Origin of the sequence: Amycolatopsis sp. WGS_07, assembly GCF_045278895.1 — a bacterium.
Lineage (GTDB): Bacteria > Actinomycetota > Actinomycetes > Mycobacteriales > Pseudonocardiaceae > Amycolatopsis.
In genome coordinates this window covers 4,040,435-4,058,412 of the sequence record NZ_CP136053.1, presented here as the reverse complement: position 1 = coordinate 4,058,412, position 17,978 = coordinate 4,040,435, and the positions used below count along the sequence as shown (strand labels likewise).

The following is a 17,978-nucleotide window of genomic DNA, read 5'->3' as shown; positions in this document are numbered from 1 at the left end:
CCGGGTGCGCGCACGGAACGCGACGGCCTACCGTAGAGGGGTGCGGTTGCGGTTTCTGCTCCGGCCGGGATGGCTGGCGTTGACAGTGGTGGTGTTCACCTTCGCCATCTGCTGTTACACGCTGCTGGCCCCGTGGCAGTTCCGCCGCGACGGTGAACAGGTCACCCAGAACAACGCGTTGACCACGTCGTTCACCGCGAAGCCCGCCCCCGCCGCGCAGCTGCTGCCGCCCGGGACGAAGCCGGACAAGAACACCGAGTGGCACCTCGTGTCGATCACCGGCACGTACCTGCCTTCGGCGGAAGTTGTCGCGCGGCTGCGCACTGTGCAGGGTCAAGGCGCGTACGAGGTCCTCACGCCGCTTCGCGCCACCGACGGCACCGTGTACCTCATCGACCGCGGCTACGTGGGGCTCAACAGCGACTCCGGCGTGCTCCCGTACGCGGCCGCGCCGGGCGGACAGGTCACGGTCGTCGCGCGCGTGCGAAGCGACGAGACCGACCCGAAGAACCGCGAAGCGTTCTCCGACGCGTCGACGAACGGGAAGCTGCAGAGCTACACCGTCGACTCGCGCGTGGTGGCGAAGGCGTCTGGCCTCACGATCCGGCCCGGCTACTTCCAGCTCGACGGTGGCCAGCCCGGCGTGCTCAAGGCGCTGCCGCTGCCGCAGCTCGAGTCGGGCCCGTACTTCTCGTACGCGTTGCAGTGGCTGGCGTTCGGCACGATGGCGTTGCTGGGCTGGCTGTACTTCACGATCCGCGAGCTGCGCCCGGGCGGCGCGCTGACCACCGAACGGCCGCAGCGCGGTCGCCGCAAGTCGGTCGCGGAGATGCTCGCCGAAGAAGAGGACGAGTACACGCCGACCGCCTGAGTGGCCTGGTTGTTTAGCTGGAAAATGGCCCTTTGTCGAGGCCACTCGCGACGGTGATACTGGCCGCATGCTGATCCACCCCTGGGACGCCGCGGACGAGAACGAATGGCGGGAATGGCTCGCCGGACACGATTTCGGCGAACTGGTCGCCGGCGGCCGCGGCCGTGATCTGCCCGTGGTGGTGCCGACGCACTTCGTCTTCGACGGCGACGCGACCGTACGCCTGCATCTCGCCCGGCCGAACCCGGTGTGGCCGCTGCTGGAGGAACACCCGCGCGCGCTGCTGACGGTGACCGGGGATTACACCTACATCCGCTCAGACTGGAACACCGCCGACGACCCCGCGCTGGGCGTGCCCACTTCGTACTACGCGAGTGTGCAGCTGGCTTGCGACGTCCGGCTGGTCGACGATCCGGAGGAGAAGGCCGCGCTGCTGAACCACCAGCTGGCGCACTTCGAGCCGGACGGCAAACGCACGCCAGTGTCCGCTGTGGACGCTCCAGACCGTCGGCTGCTGCCCGGGATTCGCGGCATCGAGCTGACCGTGACCGAGGTGCGGGCGAAGTTCAAGTACGGCGGAAACAAGAAGCCCGAGGACCGGCAGCGGATCGGCGCACTACTGTCCGAACGGGACGGTTTCGGCGACGCGGAAGCCGTGGCACACCTGAAACCCTGACGGCTCAGGGGTTTCGGCGGCGCACCCCGCTCAGCACCGCCACCACGACGGACGTCCCGGCGGCCAGCCAACCGACCACTCTGGACAGTTCGACCGCGCGCGTCACGTGCCCGGCGTCCGGATTCCGGCCGACCCCGAGCACCGGCAATTCCACGACGCCGTGGGGGTATTCGGTCCGCCCGCCGACGCGGATCTCCAGCGCCCCGGCGAAAGCCGCCTCGACGCGTCCGGCGTTCGGACTCGGGTGCGCGATCGTGTCGCGCCGCCAGGCCCGCCACGCCCCGCCCGCGGAACCGCCGACGACCGGCGCGCCCAAAACGGTCAGCGCGGCCGCCACGCGGGTCGGCAGGAGGTGGACGAGTTCGTCGAGCCGGTCGATGGCCCAGTGTCCGGGCAGCAGGCGGCGCAGCAGGCCGATCGTGCGTGCCGCGAGGAGCCCGGGCACGCCCGCGACCGCGCCCCACAGCAGCGGCGTGACGACCACTTCGGACGTGTTCTCGGCCAGAGTTTCCACGGACGCACGGGAAAGCCCGATCGTGCTGAGTCCGTCGGTGACGCGCGGGTCCAGTTCGGACAGTGTGTCGCGCGCGGGTTCGAGACGGCCCTCTTCGAGGTCCCGGGCCAGTTCGGTGCCGTGGGTGGCGAGCCCGGCCGCGCCGACGACCGCCCAGGTCGCGACTGCCGTCGCAGTCGCCTGAAGCACCGGGCTGCGCCGGCCGGCGCGCTCGGCGAGTACTCCGGCGGCCACCGCCGCGCCAGCGATCCCCAGCCCGGTCGCGCGCCGCGAACCGGTGGCCGCGACCACCTGGCGGAAAGCGGTGACCGGCGGCCGCCGCCGCGGATCGCCGAGTGCACCGTCAGCGGCCAAACCGAGAATCAAGCCGATCGCGCGCGCCGCGCTCACCAGTAGCCCCCCGAACGTGGACGATTCAGCCGCCGAGATTACTCGACACCGCGGCGGCGATTTCGTCGCGTGCCTGCTCCACGATGTCGCGCATCGCGCGTTCGGCGCGCACCGGGTCGGCGAGGTCGATCGCCTCGGCGACCTCGACGTGCAGCGCGACCGCCTCGGGCTGCGGTTCGTCCGGCATCAGGCCGTGCCCGGTGCGGCCGGCAAGCACCTCGGCGACCACAGAGGACAGTTGCGCGAACATCGGATTCCGCGACGCGGACAGCAGCAGATCGTGGAACGCGATGTCGTGTCCGAGGAAGGTGTCGAGATCGCGAGCGCGCGCCGTCCGCTGAAGGTGCACCGCCAGCGCGCGGATGCGCCCGCGCTCCTCCGGGGTGGCCCGGATCGCGGCGAACCGCGCGGCGCACGGTTCGACGGCCGAGCGCAGTTCGGTCAGCGTGCGCAGCGCGGCGGGTCGGTCCGCGCCGTCGAGCTGCCAGCGGATCAGTCTCGGGTCATAGTGGTTCCACTCGGCCGGCTCGCGGACGGTGACCCCGACGCGGCGGCGGCTGCTGGTCAGCCCCATCGTCTCCAGAACCCGGACGACCTCGCGGGCGACGGTGCGCGAGGCCCCGTACCGCTCCTGCAGTTCCTCGGAGCGCAGTACCGCGCCCGGCGCCAGCTCGCCGCTCGCGATGGCCGCGCCCAGCTCGTCGAGCATCTCCTCGTGCCGATCAGTCCCCACCGGGTTAACGTAGCCCTCTGACTCGATTAAGTACTACTTCTTCTTGATTAAGTAGTACTTTTGAGTTTGACTCTCCAGGGCACAAAGACGTGGGAGGTGCGGATGACGGTCATCGTGGTGATGGGCGTATCGGGCTCGGGCAAGACGACGGTCGGCACAGCGATCGCGGAGCGGCTCGGGACCGTGTATGCCGAGGCAGACACCTTCCACCCGCGGGCGAACATCGAAAAGATGACCGCCGGGATCCCGCTGACCGACGAGGACCGGGCTCCCTGGCTGGCCGCGATCGCGTCTTGGATCGGGAAGCACCATGAAAACGGCGCGGTGGTGAGTTCGTCCGCGCTGAAGCGGCGCTACCGCGACGTGCTGCGCGGCGGCGGCGACGTGTGGTTCCTGCACCTGCACGGCTCGCGCGACCTGCTCGCCGAGCGGATGAAGACCCGCACCGGCCATTTCATGCCGGTCTCGCTGCTCGATTCCCAGCTCGCCGACCTCGAACCGCTGGAAGCGGACGAGCCGGGGGCGACCTTCGACATCAGCCTCTCCCCCGCCGACCTCGTCGAGTCGGCGCTGAAAGCGTTCCAGGAGCGCGCATGAGCACCCTCGCCGCCGGCTGGACCGGCCACGACACTCGTCTCATCCTCGCCACCGTGCTGGCCATCGCCGTCATCGTGGTGCTGATCAGCAAGGTGAAACTGCATCCGCTGCTCGCGCTCACGCTGGGTTCCGGCGTGCTCGGCCTGGTCGCCGGGATGCCGGTGGACAAGCTGCTGAAGAGCTTCACGACCGGCGTCGGCACCACCGTCGCGTCGGTCGGCGTGCTGATCGCTTTCGGGGCGATGCTGGGCAAACTGCTCGCCGATTCCGGCGGCGCGGACCGGATCGTGGACACCGTGCTCGGCCGGGTCCGCGGGCCGGGACTGCCGTGGGCGATGGCGCTGGTGGCCGCGCTGATCGGGCTGCCGATGTTCTTCGAGATCGGGCTCGTGATGCTGATCCCGGTGGTGCTGCTGGTCGCCAAGCGCAGCGGGAAACCGGTGCTGCTGCTGGGAATCCCGGCGCTGGCCGGACTGTCGGTGCTGCACGGCCTGATCCCGCCGCACCCCGGACCGCTGGCCGCCGCCGGTTCGCTCAACGCCAACGTCGGCCTCACCCTGGCGCTCGGCCTCCTGGTCGGCCTGCCCACCGTGGTGATCGCCGGACCGCTGTTCGGCCGCCTCGCCGCGAAAATGGTGCCCGACGCCGAGCCGCCCGCCCGGCTGGTCCCGGAATCCGAAGGCACGGATCAGAAGCACCGCCCGAGCTTCGGCGCGACACTGTCCACTGTGCTCCTGCCGGTGGTCCTGATGCTGGCCAAGGCACTGGCGGACATCTTGGCGGACAAGGGAAACCCGGCCCGCCGGGTCCTGGACTTCATCGGCGACCCGCTCGTCGCGCTGCTGCTGGCGGTCCTCGTCGGAATGGTCGTGCTGGGCCGCCCGGCGCGGCTGAACCGGGAGCGTTTGTCGTCCATCATCGGCGATTCCCTCGCCCCGATCGCCGGGATCATGCTGATCGTCGCCGCGGGCGGCGGGTTCAAGCAGACCCTGGTGGACGCCGGGGTCGGCGACGTGATCACGAGCCTGTCGAAGGGCGCGAACCTGTCGCCGCTGCTGCTCGGCTGGCTGGTCGCGGTGGCGATCCGCCTGGCCACCGGCTCGGCAACCGTCGCGACGGTCTCCGCAGCGGGCATCGTCGCCCCACTGGCCGCGACCCTCGATCCGACGCACAACGCCCTCCTCGTCCTCGCCATCGGTGCCGGGTCGCTCTTCTTCTCACACCTGAACGACGCCGGGTTCTGGCTGGTCAAGGAGTACTTCGGGATGTCAGTCGGGCAGACGCTGAAGAGCTGGTCGGTGATGGAGACGGTGATTTCGGTGGTCGCGATCGCGTTGATCCTTCCCTTGGGCGCACTGCTTTAACGCCGGCCAACCCCCTTCGCGGCGGTGTCGCTGCTTCACGCTGGTTAACCCGCTTCACGGCAGCGCCACCGCTTCGCCCCGGTTAAGCCCCTTCACTACGAGGCCGCCGCTTCATCCAAGTTAATGACCTTCACGGCAGTGCAGCCGATTCGCTCCAGTTAAGCCGGTTTACGACCGTGTGGAGGGTTCGCTCTAGTTAAGGTGCTTCACGAGGGCGTTGCTGCTTCACTCCGGCTAACCAGGTTCATGGCCGCGCAAGGCTTCACGCGAGTTAATCCTCTTCACGGTCGCGACCGGGTTTCACTCAGGTGAAGCCCGGTCGCGGTCTTTTGCCCCGTTGACACGTGACCATATGGTCACCTATTCTCGAGTGCGTGCCTGACGAGGACCTGGTTTTCAAGGCTCTGGCGGATCCGACCCGCCGGTTCCTGCTCGACCTGCTCTACGCGCGTGACGGCCGCACGCTCACCGAGCTGGAGTCCGAAGTGGACATGACCCGGTTCGGGGTGATGAAGCACCTCAAGCTGCTCGAGGAGGCCGAACTGGTCGTCTCGCGCAAGGAGGGGCGGGAGAAACGGCATTTCCTCAACCCGATCCCGATCCGGCAGATCCACGACCGCTGGATCGACAAGTACACCGCACACCACACCTCGGCGCTGCTGGACCTCAAGGCCCAGCTCGAAGCCGAAGAAACCCAGAAGGAGCCCGGAAAATGACTGACACCACGACCGTTCAGGTCAACCGCGTCTACATCAAGGCGACCCCGCAGGCCGTGTGGGACGCCATCACCAAGCCGGAGTGGACCGCGAAGTACGGCTACACCGGGCTGGCCGAGTTCGACCTCAAGCGCGGCGGCAAGCATCGCACCAAGCCGACTCAGGAGTTCATCGACTCGGGGTTCACCAGCGATCTCCTCGACGGCGAGGTGCTCGAGGTCGATCCGCCGCGGAAGCTGGTGATCACCTGGAAACTGCAGATGGATCCGAATCTGGTCGCCGAGCCGTACACCACGCTCACCTACGACATCGAGGAAACGAAGACGGCGGGCACTCGGCTCACCGTCACCCACGACGTCACCGGTGCGCCTAACCACGCGGCGCTCGTGTCCGGTCAGCACGAGGACGTCAACGCTGGTCCAGGCGAGAACGCGGGCGGCGGCTGGGCGTGGGTGCTGTCCGATCTGAAGTCCGTTTTGGAGACGGGCAAGGGGCTCACCGCCTGAGGCGGAACGTGGGGTGGCCGTGAGAAAGCGGCCACCCCACGGGTTCACGTGCGTTGTGTCGCGGCTTTCAGCGCGGCTTTCGCGGAAGCGGACGCCCCGATTCTGTCCAAACCGAACAGTGCGGCTCCGACGACCGGGTTCACCTCCACCACGCGCACCTGCGCACGCGGTGCCACCTTCAGGCATCGTCGTTCGATGTCCGCGATCACGGACGCTCCGACGCCGGTCAGCACGCCGCCGCCGAGGATGACCTCGGGGGCGGCCGACGTGAGATCCAGGCGGCGCATGATCGCTGCCACCAGCAGGCTTACTTCCTCGGCGAAGCGGGTCACCACGTCTTGCGCGATCTCGTCGCCGGCTGCGGCCACCTCGAACAGCAGCGGGCACAGGCCGTGGATCTTGGCGGCGTCGATCTCCTCGAAGTGCAGGCCCTGCACCACATCCAGCAGTGTCGAGGCATCGAAGTACTGCGCCACCGCTGATTCCAGTGCGGTGCGCGGGCCGCGGCCGTCCTCGGCTCGGACTGCCCACCACAGGGCTTCCTCGCCGAGCCGGTAGCCGCCGCCCCAGTCTCCGGACACCTTGCCCAGTGCGGGGAAGCGGTAGGACCGGCCGTCCGGGGAGAAGCCGGCGCCGTTGATTCCCGCGCCGCATACCACGGCCACTCCGGTGCCGTCGGAGCTTCCGGCGCGCAGCAGGGCAAGCACGTCGTTGCCGACGTCCAAAGTGGAACTCCAGCCGCGCGCCGCCAATGCACGGTGCAATGCCTCTTCTTCCCGGGGGAAATCCAATCCCGCGAGGTAGGCCGAGGTGTGCACGGCGAACGGCGGGTCCGTTGGCAGACCGCCGGAGCGAAGGGCTTCCAGGACGAATTCTTCCAGTGCGGCAACGCATCCGTCGACCCCGACGCGCTGGGGAGAAACGCCGGGGCCGCGGGACGCGCCGAGCACGACGCCGTCCCGCGAAACCACCAGCACTTCGGTCTTGCTGTTCCCCCGTCGATCGCGACGACGGTGTCGCTCATGCTCGCGCCCAGGGCAGGAAGTCCTGGTTGCGTGCGACGAGTTCGTCCGCCAGCTTGTCCGCCTTTGTGTACTGGCCGACGAGCGGGTGTGCGAGCAGTGCGTCCGCGACCCGGTCCCGGCCGCCCTTGACCGCGGCGTCCAGTGCCAGGTGTTCGTAGGCCGTGACACCGGCGATCAAGCCGGCGAACCGCGGGTCGACCGGGGTCTGCGGGATCGGGGTCGCGCCCGCGGAATCCACAGTGGACGAAACCTCGATCACCGCGTCGTCCGGCAGGAAATCGAAGGTGCCGTTGTTGCGGACGTTCACCACGTGTTCCTCGGCGGCACCGCCGGAGGTGAGCGCGTGCACGAGCTGCACCGCCGCTTCCGAGTAGTACGCGCCGCCGCGCTTCTCCAGCGACTCCGGCTTCGTGACCTGCTCCGGGTCGAGGTAGATCTTCAGCAGTTCTTCCTCGACGTCGCTGACCACCTCGGCCCGCGGACGTTCGGTCTGCTGCTTCGCGACCTGCGCGTCGTGCGAGTAGTAGTACTTGAGGTAGTACGACGGCACGGCCCGCATCCGCTGCATCCACTCGACCGGCACGCTGACCTCCTCGCCGAGGAATTCCGCGTGCTGCGCCAAGAGTTCCGGCAGCCGGTCGACCCCGTCGACCAGGACACCGCGTTCCCAGCTCAGGTGATTCAGTCCAGTGTGGACGAGTTTGACGTCGCCGGTCGACGCGCCGAGCAGCTTCGCGAACTTGCGCTGCAGGTTGATCGCGACGTTGCACAGGCCGACCGCCCGGTGGCCCTCCTGCAGCAGCGCGCGGGTGACGATGCCGACCGGGTTGGTGAAGTTGACGATCCAGGTGTCGTCCCCGGCGACCTTGCGCACCCGTTCGGCGATGTCGAGCACCACCGGCACCGTGCGCAGCGCCTTCGCCAGTCCGCCCGCGCCGGTCGTTTCCTGGCCGACACAACCGCACAGGTGCGGGAACGTTTCGTCGGACGCACGCGCCCGCTGCCCGCCGACGCGCAGCTGAATGAGGACCGCCGACGCGCCGTCGACGCCCTCCTCCAGGTTCGCGGTAGTGCGCACGCGGGCCGGATGCCCCGCGTGGTCCAGCAGCCGCTGGCTGAACCCGCCGACCGCTTCGCCCCGGTAGGCGTCCGGGTCGATCAGCACGATCTCGTCGACGTCGAGCGAGGCCCGCCGTCCGGCGATGCCGTCGATCAGCTCCGGCGTGTAGGTGGACCCACCGCCGACCACTGCCAGTTTCATCCCTTGACTCCCGTGAACGTGATGCCCTTGACGAACGACTTCTGCGCGAACACGAACAGCACGATCACCGGCAGCATGATCAGCGCGGTCGCGGCCATCGTGAGGTTCCATTCGACGTGGTGCATGCCTCGGAAGGACGCGATCGCCAGTGAAAGCGGCCAGTTTTCCTTGTTCTCGCCGGTGTAGAGCAGCGGCCCGAAATAGTCGTTCCAGGTGAACAGGAAGCAGAACATCGCGGTGGCCGCGATCCCCGGCTTCGCCATCGGGATCAGCACCCGAGTGAGCACCCGGAACTCGTTGCAGCCGTCGATCTTCGCCGCTTCGAGGTAGTCCTTCGGAATGGTGAGGAAGAACTGCCGCAGCAGGAAGATCGAGAAGGCGTCGAAGAAGAAGTACGGCACGATGAGCGGCACCAGCGTGCCGGTGAAGCCGAGCCGCACCCACAGGTCGTACAGCGGAACGACGGTGACCTGCGGGGGCAGCATCATCGCGACGACGGTGAGCATGAAGAACAGGTTTTGCCCGCGCCACCGCAATTTCGCCAGCGCGTACGCCGCCGGGATCGCCGAGACCAGCGCACCGACCGTCGCCAGCGCCGAGTACAGCAGGCTGTTGCCGAAGTACTCCAGCAGCGGGGCTTTCTTGAACACCTCGACGAAGTTCTCGAAGTGCCATTCGGTCGGCCAGAGGCTGGACGTCATCGCCTGGTCGCTCTTCATCACCGAAGTGAGGAAGACGAACAGCAACGGCAGCATGAAGATCACGCCGAGCGCAATGCCGACCGCGTGCGTGGCCACAAAGGACAGTTTCTTGTCCCAGCGACGCTTGAACTTCTCTCGTGGATGCACCGGAGGAGCCGGGGGCGCGGGGGCCGAGATCGTGGTCATGCACCCACTCCGTCCATGCGGGACACCCGCACCCGGTCGGGGTCATGAACAGGCTGTCGCAAGGGTATGTTCATGCCCCCTCCTCCTGATGCTGGTTCTTACGCATCTGCCGCACCAGAATCCACGTGAAGCCAGCGGAAACCAGGAACAGCAGCACGGCCATCGCCGCCGCGTAGCCCATGTTGAAGTACCGGAAACCCTGGACGTACAACCAGATCGGATACGTCAGCGTCGAGTTTTCCGGCGCGCCGATCAGTTTCGAGTTCCCGGCGACGTCCGCTGTTCCCGCCGAAGCGGACGCCGCGACGATCGCTTGGGTGAAGAACTGCAACGCGTAGATCATCGAGTTGACCACGCCGAACAGCAGCACCGGCGAGATCGACGGCAGCGTCACGTGCCAGAACCGGCGTACCGGGCCGGCTCCGTCGAGCTCCGCGGCCTCGTACTGCTCCTGCGGAACGTCCAGCAGCGCGGCCAGGATGATGATCATCAGCTCGCCCGAACCCCACAGCGCGAGCAGGGTCAGTGCGGGCTTCGACATTTCCGGGCTGTTGAACCACAATCCGCCGTCGATGCCCACCAGCCGCAGGAACCGGTTCACCGGACCGAATTCCGGGTTGAACACGAAGACGAACGCGAGCGTCGCGGCCGCGGGCGGGGCGAGTGCGGGCAAATAGCAGAGCGTGCGGACGATGCCAACGCCGCTCTTCAGCCGCGAAATCACCGACGCCACGCCGAGCGAGAACAGCACCCGGCAGACGGTCAGGATGATCACCAGCCACAACGTGTTGTACGCGGCGGTTTTCACCAGCGGCTCGCTGGTGAACATGCGCACGTAGTTGTCGAACCCGATCCACTGTGGAGGGTTGATCAGGTCGTAGCGGGTGAACGAGTAGAACAGCGTCGCACCGAGCGGGTAAGCGAAGAAGATCAGGAACCCGAGGGCGGCCGGCGCCATGAAGTAGAAAACCGTGCGCCTGCGCTTGGCCCGGGGAGACCCCCTCCGCGCCTGGTTCGGCGAGGAGGAGGTTCCGGGTTCCGCCGCGGTCAGCGTGGTCATCCGCCGGCGCCCTTCTGCGCCAGCGCGTCGTTGATCTGCGCGTCGACCTTCTGCAGGCCGGCCGTCAGGTCAGGCACCGAACCCGCCTGCCACTTCTCGGCGAAGTCGTTGACCGCCTTGAGGAACGCGTCGCCGATCGGCGTGGTCGGGTTGGCGACCAGCTTGCCGCTGTTGTAGATGTCGGTGAAGGTCTTGAACTGCGGCGGCATCTTCAGGTTCGGCGAGTTCAGCGAGTCCTTGGTGCTGGGCACGTTGTTCAGGCCGTTGGCCATCTCGACGAGGGTGTCGGTGTCGAGCGAGGCCTGCTTGATCAGCTCCCACCCGGCGCCGGGGTTCTTGGCGCCCTTCGGGATCGCGATGATCGTGCCGGTGCCGAACCCGCCGCCGTACTGGCCGGCCAGGCTGTCGAGCACCGGGGCGGGCGCGGTGCCGTACTCGAGCGACGGCGCCTGGTCCTTGATGAACGCGGTGCGGAACTCGCCGTCGTAGATCATCGACAGCTTGCCGGTCTGGAAACCGTTGTCCTTCGAGTATTCGTCGCCGAGGCCGGCCTTGAACTTCTCGACCTTCGCGTGTCCGCCGTAGAAGTCGATGAGCTTCTTCTGGAATTCGAACATCTCCTTCCAGCCGGGGCTGGAAGCGAGCGAGGATTTGCCGTCCGGGCCGATGAACTTGGCGCCGAAGTTGGGCGCCCAGTACTGCGCCTGGTTGGCGTAGAACGGCATCGACGGCAGGAAGCCCGCGGTCTTGATCGAACCGTCCGGGTTGAACTCGGTGAGTTTCTTGACGTCCTCGAACAGTTCCGTGGTGTTCTTCGGCGGGCCGGCGATTCCCTTGGCCTCGAACTGCTTCTTGTTGTAGAAGAACCCGTACACGTCGGCGAGCATCGGCATCGCGCACCGTTTGCCCTGATACGACGTGTAATCGCGGACCGCCTGCGGGATCTGCTCGAGATCGACCTTGTCCCGGTCGATATAGGGCTTCAGATCCTGGAAGCTGCCCGTGGAGCACCACGCGCCGAGGTTGTCGGTGTAGAAGGAGATCGCCACGTCCGGCGGGTTGCCGCCGCGGATCGACTGGGTGAGCTTGTCGTCGTCCTGGTTCCCCTCGTGCTTGATGGTGATGTTGGGGAACTTCGCCTTCAGCTTGTCCAGCGCCTTCGTGACCACGCCGTACTCGCGGTCGGTGAACTTGCTGTAGACGGTGATGGTGAGCTTGTCGTCCTTGTTCGGCGGGGCCGCGGCGTCACCGCCGCCGGCGGGCGCGGCGGCACCGCACGCGGCGGTCGCCAGCAGCGTGCTCGCCGCGACAGCGCTGAGCAGCAGAGAACCGCGCCTGCGCGCGAGCCTCCGGATGCGGGTGGGTGCGGACATGAACCCTCCTGTCCTTCGGGTGGGTCTACTCGGTCGGGGACGGGGCTTGCTCTCCCGCGGACCGGCGCGGCCCGAGGAGCGTGGGGGTGACGACGCCGAAGACGTCCTCACGGGCGGTGGCGAGCGCGGACTGCAGCGCACCGGCGCGCACCGCGTTGCCCTGTACCGAAGCGACGCCGACGGGCGTGCGCGGCAGCACCAGTTCGTGCAGTTTGTCGGCGACGATCCCGGCGAACTCGTCGCCGCCGGCCCGGCTGGTGTCGCCGCACAGCAGGATGAGCTGCGGGTCGGCGACCGCGACCAGGCTGGCGACGCCACTGGCAACGCGGCGCGCGAGATCGTCCAGAAACCCTTGGTGGGCAATGCGTCGTGCCTGCGCGACCGCGTCCCAGCCGTTGTCGGCGGAGATGCCGTGCGCTTTGGCGAGGCGGGTGATCGCGGACGAGTCGACCAGATTGCCGAACCGCGCGCCTGCCGCCGGCCAGCTGTCCCCAGTGTCCACAGTGGCCGGATCGGGGACGCGCATCCAGTCGATCTCGCCGCCGCCACCGGTCGCGCCGCGCAGCAGCCGCCGTCCGACGACGACCGCGCCGCCGACGCCCTCGGACAGCCAGACCAGCACGAAGTCGTCGACGTCCTGTGCGTTGCCGACGGTCATTTCCTCAACCGCGACAAGGTTTACGTCGTTCTCGATCTTGACCGTGACGCCGAGTTCGTCGCTCAGCCGCGCCGGCACGTTGAACCCGAGCCAGCCCGGGATGTGCGGCGCCGAGGACAGCAACCCGGTGCGCGGATCGAACGCGCCCTGCGCGCCGATGACCACATTGGCCAGATCGTCGAGCTGCAGTCCGGCGGCCTTGGCGACCCGCCGCAGCGCCTGCCCGAACGAACCGACCACGTCCGCGCCCTCGGCGACCGGAAGCTGCACGCGGTACTCGGCGAGCACGGCCCCGGCGACGTCGGCGACCACGAAGTCCGCGACCTTCGGCGTGAGATCGACGGCCGCGACGTGCGCGAGCCCGCCGTTGACCGCCCACAGCTGAGCGCGCGGCCCGCGCCCGCCGCCGGCCCGCTCCCCCGCCTTGCCGACGAGATTCTCCTGCTCCAGCCGGGTCAGCAGCTGCGCGGTGGCCGGTTTGGACAGCCCGATGGCGGCCTCGAGTTCGGCCCGGGTGAGCGGCCCGTTCCGCAGCAACGCCTCGATCGCCGCGCGGTCGTTCATCTCGCGCAACGTTCGCGGACTGCCGGCTCGCACCTGGCTGCTCCTTTATTAGGAAACTTTACAGACGGTTTTCCGGGACTGTAGTGAGCGCGGCCACACGGCGTCAATGGGCTCGGGAAACAGCGGGGTAACGGCTTGATACCGCGAGATGTCGGCGACCGGCACAGGGTGACCGGGCGAGCGCGGACGGTACGCGGTCCAGACCAGCGGCATCATGTGGTCCATGACACCGAGGACCAAACAGGCGCTGGTCGTTGCCGGGGGCGTGCTCGCCCTCGCCGTCTTCGCGCTGCTGCTGTGGCGCGGACCCTGGTGGCTCGACGGCAGCCATCTGCGCGAGCACGATCTGCAACCGGCCGACGGCGCGGTGGTCACCGGGTTCCGCACGACGCTGGTCGCGATCGGGGCCGGGGTCGTCGGCGGGCTCGGGCTGCTCTACACGCACAAGAACCACCGGCACACGCAGAAGCTGTTCGACCTGCACCGGCAGGAGCAGCTGACCGGCCGGTACGTCGAGGCGATCAAACTGCTCGGCGACGACAACGCCGACCAGCGCATCGGCGGGATCTACAGCCTCGAACGCATCCTGCGCGACAGCGAGGCCGACCACGACACCGTGCTCGAGGTGCTGGCGGCGTTCCTGCGGCACCGGTCGCCGGGAACTGACGCGGCCGCGCCGCGGCCGCCGGAGGATCTTCAGGCCGCGGTGACAGTGCTGTGCCGCCGCCCGATCCGGGACGGAGAGCCGCGGCTGGACCTGCGCCGGGTCGAGCTGCGCCGCGGGAAGTTCCAAAATGGACAGTTACGGCGGGTGGATTTCGAGGCGGCGCTGCTGAGCGGAGCCGACTTCATCCGGGCGGACCTGCGGTCGGCGGATTTCGAGAACACCGACCTGGCGGCGGCCAACCTGACCGGCGCGAATATCGAGAACGCCAAACTGCTCGGCGCGAATCTGCGCGGGGCATGGGGATTGACCGCGGATCAGCTCGTGTCGGCGAGGATTTACCGCGATACCAAGCTTTCCGAGGACCTCGCCGCCGACGAACGGGTGCGGGCGCGCATCGCCGAATGCGAAGCGGCCCGCACCTGATCGTCATTCCTCGGCTTCGGCCCAGGCCTTCAGCATCACGCGGGCAATCGACGAATTCCCCGGCAGCAACAGATTCGACGCGCCACCGGCGATCGGCGTCGGCACTCCGGTCCCGGCGTTGCGGAACGCGGTCCGGACGTCCTCCCGGGACACCCACAGCGCTTCCTCGATCTCGCCCTCGGCCGGGACCAGCGGTGCGTTGCGGTCCGCCCGCGCGGTGAAGCCGAGCATGATCGACCGCGGGAACGGCCACGGCTGGCTGCCGAGGTACCGCACGTCCCCGACCTCGATCCCGGCCTCCTCGCGGATTTCGCGGACGACGCAGCCCTCCAGGGACTCCCCCGCTTCCACGAAGCCGGCGAGCACGGAGTACCGGTCCGGCGGCCAGATCGGCTGCCGGGCGAGCAGCACGTGCGAACCGTTGACCCCGTCGAGGTCGTGCACCAGGCAGATGACCGCCGGGTCGGTGCGCGGATATTCCTCGTGTCCCTTGGCTTCGCAGCGGCTGGCCCAGCCGAACTGGATCAGCTGCGTCGGCGAGCCGTCACGGGTGCAGAACCGCGATTGCCGACGCCAGTTCCGCAGCGCCTGCGCGGTGGTGAACAAGCCAGCCGACGTGTCGTCCAGCTGCTCGCCGTAGCCGCGCAACTCGACCCACAGCTCGCCGTTGGCGCGCGGCACCTCTTCGATGACGCCCCAGCTGCCCGCCAGCCGCACGGTGTCCGCTTCGCCCTCGATACCGCCGGGCAGCGACCAGTAGTCGACGTCCTCCCACTCGCCGAGGAACACCGCGTCGGCGGGCGGTTCGGTGCCGAAGTCCATCGCCTTGCGGGTGGCCAGCGCGGAGCTGCCCTCGACGACCGGGGTGCGCCCGGTGTCGTCGAGCAGCACCACGCGGGCTTCCGACCATTTCGCGGCGAGCCGCTCCGGGTTGGTGCGCAAGGTTTCCTGACGGTCCACTGTGGAACGCGACAGCGTCGGCAGGGCCCCTAGTTCGAACGGAACGCTCATCAGTCCTTCTCGCTCGCAGAAACGCCCAGCGCGGCCAGCTTCGGCGCGAGCAGGTCCGCGTCGCCGACCACGACGCCGGTGAACCGGCCCGGCGCGAAGAACTCCGCCGCGGCCTCGGCGACCTGGTCCGCGGTGACGGCCGCGAGCCGCTCCGGGTGGCTTTGCAGCCATTCGATGCCGAGGCCGTTCGACGCCAGCGCCATCAGCTGCCCGGCGAGCCCGCCTTGGGACGACGTGCCGGTGACGAGCGAGCCCATCGCGTACTGCCGCACCGACTCGACCTCCTCGGCGGTCGGCGGCACGGTGCCGAGCCGGAACAGCTCGTACCGGGTTTCCAGATAGGCCGCCGCGGTGACCTCGTTGGCCGTGTCCGCGTCCACATTGACCACCGCGGTTTCGCCGGTGAACTCGAAGCCCGAGTGCGCGCCGTAGGTGTATCCCTTGTCCTCGCGGATGTTTTCCACCAGCCGCGAGGAGAAGTACCCGCCGAACGCCAGGTTCGCCAGCTGCAATGCCGGGTAGCGCGGGTCGGTGCGCGGCACCGTCTGCGCGGACAGCCGGATCTGCGACTGCACCGCGCCGGCGCGCGGCACCAGCAGGACGTTGCCGCCGGTCAGCTCGGGCAGCGGAGGCAGCAGCACGGCCGAACGGTCCGACTTCCAGCCGCCGAGCGCGCGCTCCAGCTCGGCCGGAACCTCTTGCGGGTCAAGGTCTCCGACGAGCACCAGCACGGCACCGCGCGGCAGCACCGAAGCGGTGTGCAGCGCGCGCACCTGCTCGGCGGTCACCTCGGCGACGTCCTCGGCCTGCGGAACCTCACGCGTCGCCGGGTGGTCGCCGTACCGGTGCTTCTGCAGCGCTTCCCGCGCGATGGTGCGCGGCTGCGTGCGCGACACCGCGATGCGCTCGATCAGCCGCTCCCGCTCGCGCGCGACCTCCGCGTCGCTGTACGTGGCGCCGGTGAGCACGTCGCCGAGCACGTCCAGCAGCGTCGGCAGGCCCTCGGACAGCGAGGTGCCGCCGAAGTACAGCCGCTCCGGGTCCACGCCCGCGTTGAGGTCGCCGCCGATCAGCGCGACCTCGGCGTCGATCTCCACCCGGTCGCGCCGCGCGGTGCCGGTGAGCACGGTTTCCGCGAGCACCTCCGCGGTGGCCGCGTGCATCCGGTCCTCGCCCGCGAACGGAATCCACAGCCGCAGTTCGACCATCGGGACGCTCGCCTTGCGCACCGCGAGCACGCGCAGCCCGTTGGACAGCGTGGTGTCCACATGGGACAGATCGGCGGCGGCGCGTTGGTGCCCGAGTGCGGGCAGCGGACGCGGTCCGGCGGCGGTGCGGCCGATCTCCTCGGCGCTGCGGTGTGCGGCTTTGACCTGTTCAGCCGAGGTCACTGTTCCGTCCCTTCGGTGCTTGCGGGCTTCACGACGAGCACGGCGCGCGTGTCCGGGCGCAGCGCCTTCGCCGCCGCCGACACGGCTTCGCCGGAGACCGCGGACAGGCGGTCGGCGAGCTGGTAGACGAGCGACGCGTCGCCGTAAAGGAGTTCGAACGCGCCGAGCGCGAGCGTGCGCGACACGAGCCGGTCGTGCTCCGCGTGCAGGCTCGCCGCCCAGCGCGCGGTGACTTTCTTCAGCTCGTGGGCATCCGGCGGCGTGGAGGCGAGCTTCTCCAGCTCCTCGTCCAGCGCGGCCAGCACGCGCTCGCGCGGCACGTCCGGCGGGTGGATCGCGGTGATGGTGAACGTGTCCGGGTCGCGTGCCTCGAACGGACCGAACAGCCCGGCCCCCGCGCCGACGTCGACCACCAGCGGTTCGACGTGCACCAGCCGCTGCTGCAGCCGGGAACCGTCACCGTCGGTGAGCACGCCGGCCAGCACGAGGTAGGCGAGGTAGCCGTCGAGGTCGTTGATCGGGTCCGGCATCCGGTAGCCGACGGCCAGCGCGGGCAGCGGCGCGTGCGGGTCGGTGTGCTCGCCGAGCTGCTGCGTGGTGGGCAGCGGCTCGAAGAACGACGGCCGGACCGGGGCCGGCCGGTGCGGGACGTCGCCGAAGTGCTTCTGGACGAGCGCCTTCGCGTTCTCCACCTCGAAGTCGCCCGCGACGGTCAGCACCGCGTTGGCCGGCGAGTAGAAGGTGTCGAAGAAGGCGGCGCAGTCGTCCAGCGTCGCGCCCTCGAGGTCTTCGAACGCTCCGTAGCCGTCGTGCGCGTTGGCGAAGGTGGAGTACAGCACCGGCGGCAGCAGGATCCACGGGAATCCGCCGTACGGCCGGTTGCGCACGTTCAGCCGGATTTCCTCCTTGACGACCTCGATCTGGTTCGCCAGGTTCTCCGCGGTCAGCTTCGGCGCGCGCATCCGGTCGGCTTCCAGGAAGAGCGCGCGTTCCAGCGCCGCGGCGGGCAGCACCTCGTAGTAGTCGGTGTAGTCCGGGTGGGTGGAACCGTTGAAGGTGCCGCCGCTGGACTGCACGTGCCGGAAGTGCGCCAGTTTCTCCAGGCTTTCGCTGCCCTGGAACATCAGGTGCTCGAAGAGGTGCGCGAAACCCGTCAGCCCCTCCGGCTCGGAACGGAAGCCTACGTCGTAGTGCACGCTGACCCCGACCACCGGCGCGGTCGGATCAGGAGCGAGCACCACGCGCAGACCGTTGTCGATCGTGAAACGGAAAAGCTCGGGATCGGCCATGC

The 17,978-nt window shown here is 68.7% G+C and carries 17 protein-coding genes and 1 pseudogene; 7 read left to right on the top strand and 11 right to left on the bottom strand.

Annotation, left to right across the window (positions count from 1 at the left end; genetic code table 11):
* Positions 1–40: 40 nt before the first annotated feature.
* Both RPX00_RS19450 and RPX00_RS19445 read left to right on the top strand, forming a co-directional pair.
* Positions 41–871: an SURF1 family protein gene (locus RPX00_RS19450; protein ID WP_406641195.1), complete on the top strand. Its 831-nt coding sequence runs from the start codon at positions 41–43 to the stop codon at positions 869–871.
* 67 nt (positions 872–938) lie between these two features.
* On the top strand, positions 939–1,547 hold the full coding sequence (locus RPX00_RS19445; RefSeq protein ID WP_406641193.1) for an FMN-binding negative transcriptional regulator: 609 nt from the start codon (positions 939–941) through the stop codon (positions 1,545–1,547).
* Positions 1,548–1,551: 4 nt separating this feature from the next.
* Here the strand turns inward: RPX00_RS19445 and RPX00_RS19440 are convergent, their stop codons facing one another.
* Complete coding sequence (locus tag RPX00_RS19440) at positions 1,552–2,451, bottom strand: cobalamin biosynthesis protein (protein ID WP_406641192.1); 900 nt, start codon at positions 2,449–2,451, stop codon at positions 1,552–1,554.
* A gap of 25 nt (positions 2,452–2,476) precedes the next feature.
* Positions 2,477–3,160, bottom strand: a complete 684-nt coding sequence (locus RPX00_RS19435; protein WP_406643010.1) for a FadR/GntR family transcriptional regulator — start codon at positions 3,158–3,160, stop codon at positions 2,477–2,479.
* Between the two features lie 126 nt (positions 3,161–3,286).
* On the opposite strand from RPX00_RS19435, the gene RPX00_RS19430 reads away from it, so the two are divergent.
* The 4 genes from RPX00_RS19430 (at position 3,287) to RPX00_RS19415 (ending at position 6,367) form a co-directional block, all read left to right on the top strand.
* Entirely contained in the window at positions 3,287–3,781 is a 495-nt protein-coding gene (locus tag RPX00_RS19430) for a gluconokinase (RefSeq protein WP_406641191.1), read from the top strand.
* The gene (locus RPX00_RS19425; RefSeq protein ID WP_406641190.1) at positions 3,778–5,145 is read left to right on the top strand and encodes a gluconate:H+ symporter; all 1,368 of its coding nucleotides are present in this window, start codon (positions 3,778–3,780) and stop codon (positions 5,143–5,145) included. The genes RPX00_RS19430 and RPX00_RS19425 overlap by 4 nt, the downstream gene beginning before the upstream one ends.
* A 374-nt stretch (positions 5,146–5,519) precedes the next feature.
* Positions 5,520–5,861 carry an ArsR/SmtB family transcription factor gene (locus tag RPX00_RS19420; protein ID WP_406641188.1) on the top strand — a complete coding sequence of 114 codons (342 nt, stop codon included), beginning with the start codon at positions 5,520–5,522 and terminating at the stop codon, positions 5,859–5,861.
* Positions 5,858–6,367 carry an SRPBCC domain-containing protein gene (locus RPX00_RS19415; protein WP_406641187.1) on the top strand — a complete coding sequence of 170 codons (510 nt, stop codon included), beginning with the start codon at positions 5,858–5,860 and terminating at the stop codon, positions 6,365–6,367. The genes RPX00_RS19420 and RPX00_RS19415 overlap by 4 nt, the downstream gene beginning before the upstream one ends.
* Positions 6,368–6,411: 44 nt before the next feature.
* On the opposite strand, the pseudogene RPX00_RS19410 reads toward RPX00_RS19415, so the two are convergent.
* The 6 genes and pseudogenes from RPX00_RS19410 to RPX00_RS19385 all read right to left on the bottom strand — a co-directional run bounded on the left by RPX00_RS19410 (position 6,412) and on the right by RPX00_RS19385 (position 13,228).
* Positions 6,412–7,391: pseudogene (locus RPX00_RS19410) on the bottom strand (N-acetylglucosamine kinase).
* Positions 7,388–8,653 carry a 6-phospho-beta-glucosidase gene (locus RPX00_RS19405; RefSeq protein ID WP_406641185.1) on the bottom strand — a complete coding sequence of 422 codons (1,266 nt, stop codon included), beginning with the start codon at positions 8,651–8,653 and terminating at the stop codon, positions 7,388–7,390. The pseudogene RPX00_RS19410 and the gene RPX00_RS19405 overlap by 4 nt, the downstream one beginning before the upstream one ends.
* Complete coding sequence (locus RPX00_RS19400) at positions 8,650–9,540, bottom strand: carbohydrate ABC transporter permease (RefSeq protein WP_406641183.1); 891 nt, start codon at positions 9,538–9,540, stop codon at positions 8,650–8,652. The genes RPX00_RS19405 and RPX00_RS19400 overlap by 4 nt, the downstream gene beginning before the upstream one ends.
* Positions 9,541–9,610: 70 nt before the next feature.
* Entirely contained in the window at positions 9,611–10,600 is a 990-nt protein-coding gene (locus RPX00_RS19395) for a carbohydrate ABC transporter permease (protein ID WP_406641181.1), read from the bottom strand.
* On the bottom strand, positions 10,597–11,973 hold the full coding sequence (locus RPX00_RS19390; protein ID WP_406641179.1) for an extracellular solute-binding protein: 1,377 nt from the start codon (positions 11,971–11,973) through the stop codon (positions 10,597–10,599). The genes RPX00_RS19395 and RPX00_RS19390 overlap by 4 nt, the downstream gene beginning before the upstream one ends.
* A 25-nt stretch (positions 11,974–11,998) precedes the next feature.
* Positions 11,999–13,228, bottom strand: coding sequence for an ROK family transcriptional regulator (locus tag RPX00_RS19385; protein WP_406641177.1), 1,230 nt, complete (start codon positions 13,226–13,228; stop codon positions 11,999–12,001).
* A 190-nt stretch (positions 13,229–13,418) separates the two neighbouring features.
* Between RPX00_RS19385 and RPX00_RS19380 the strand changes: the two genes are divergently transcribed.
* Positions 13,419–14,285 (top strand): pentapeptide repeat-containing protein, encoded by an 867-nt coding sequence (locus RPX00_RS19380; RefSeq protein ID WP_406641176.1) that lies wholly within the window; start codon positions 13,419–13,421, stop codon positions 14,283–14,285.
* Between the two features lie 3 nt (positions 14,286–14,288).
* Here RPX00_RS19380 and nudC read toward each other — a convergent pair whose 3' ends face one another.
* Genes nudC through RPX00_RS19365 form a run of 3 tightly spaced genes read right to left on the bottom strand, consistent with a single transcriptional unit; the run spans position 14,289 to position 17,976 of the window.
* Positions 14,289–15,296: an NAD(+) diphosphatase gene (gene nudC / locus RPX00_RS19375; RefSeq protein ID WP_406641173.1), complete on the bottom strand. Its 1,008-nt coding sequence runs from the start codon at positions 15,294–15,296 to the stop codon at positions 14,289–14,291.
* Positions 15,296–16,687: a M16 family metallopeptidase gene (locus tag RPX00_RS19370; protein ID WP_406641171.1), complete on the bottom strand. Its 1,392-nt coding sequence runs from the start codon at positions 16,685–16,687 to the stop codon at positions 15,296–15,298. The genes nudC and RPX00_RS19370 overlap by 1 nt, the downstream gene beginning before the upstream one ends.
* A complete protein-coding gene (locus tag RPX00_RS19365; protein ID WP_406641169.1) occupies positions 16,684–17,976 on the bottom strand; it encodes a M16 family metallopeptidase in 1,293 nt (430 codons plus the stop codon). Before RPX00_RS19365 ends, RPX00_RS19370 begins: the two co-directional genes overlap by 4 nt.
* Positions 17,977–17,978: the final 2 nt, after the last annotated feature.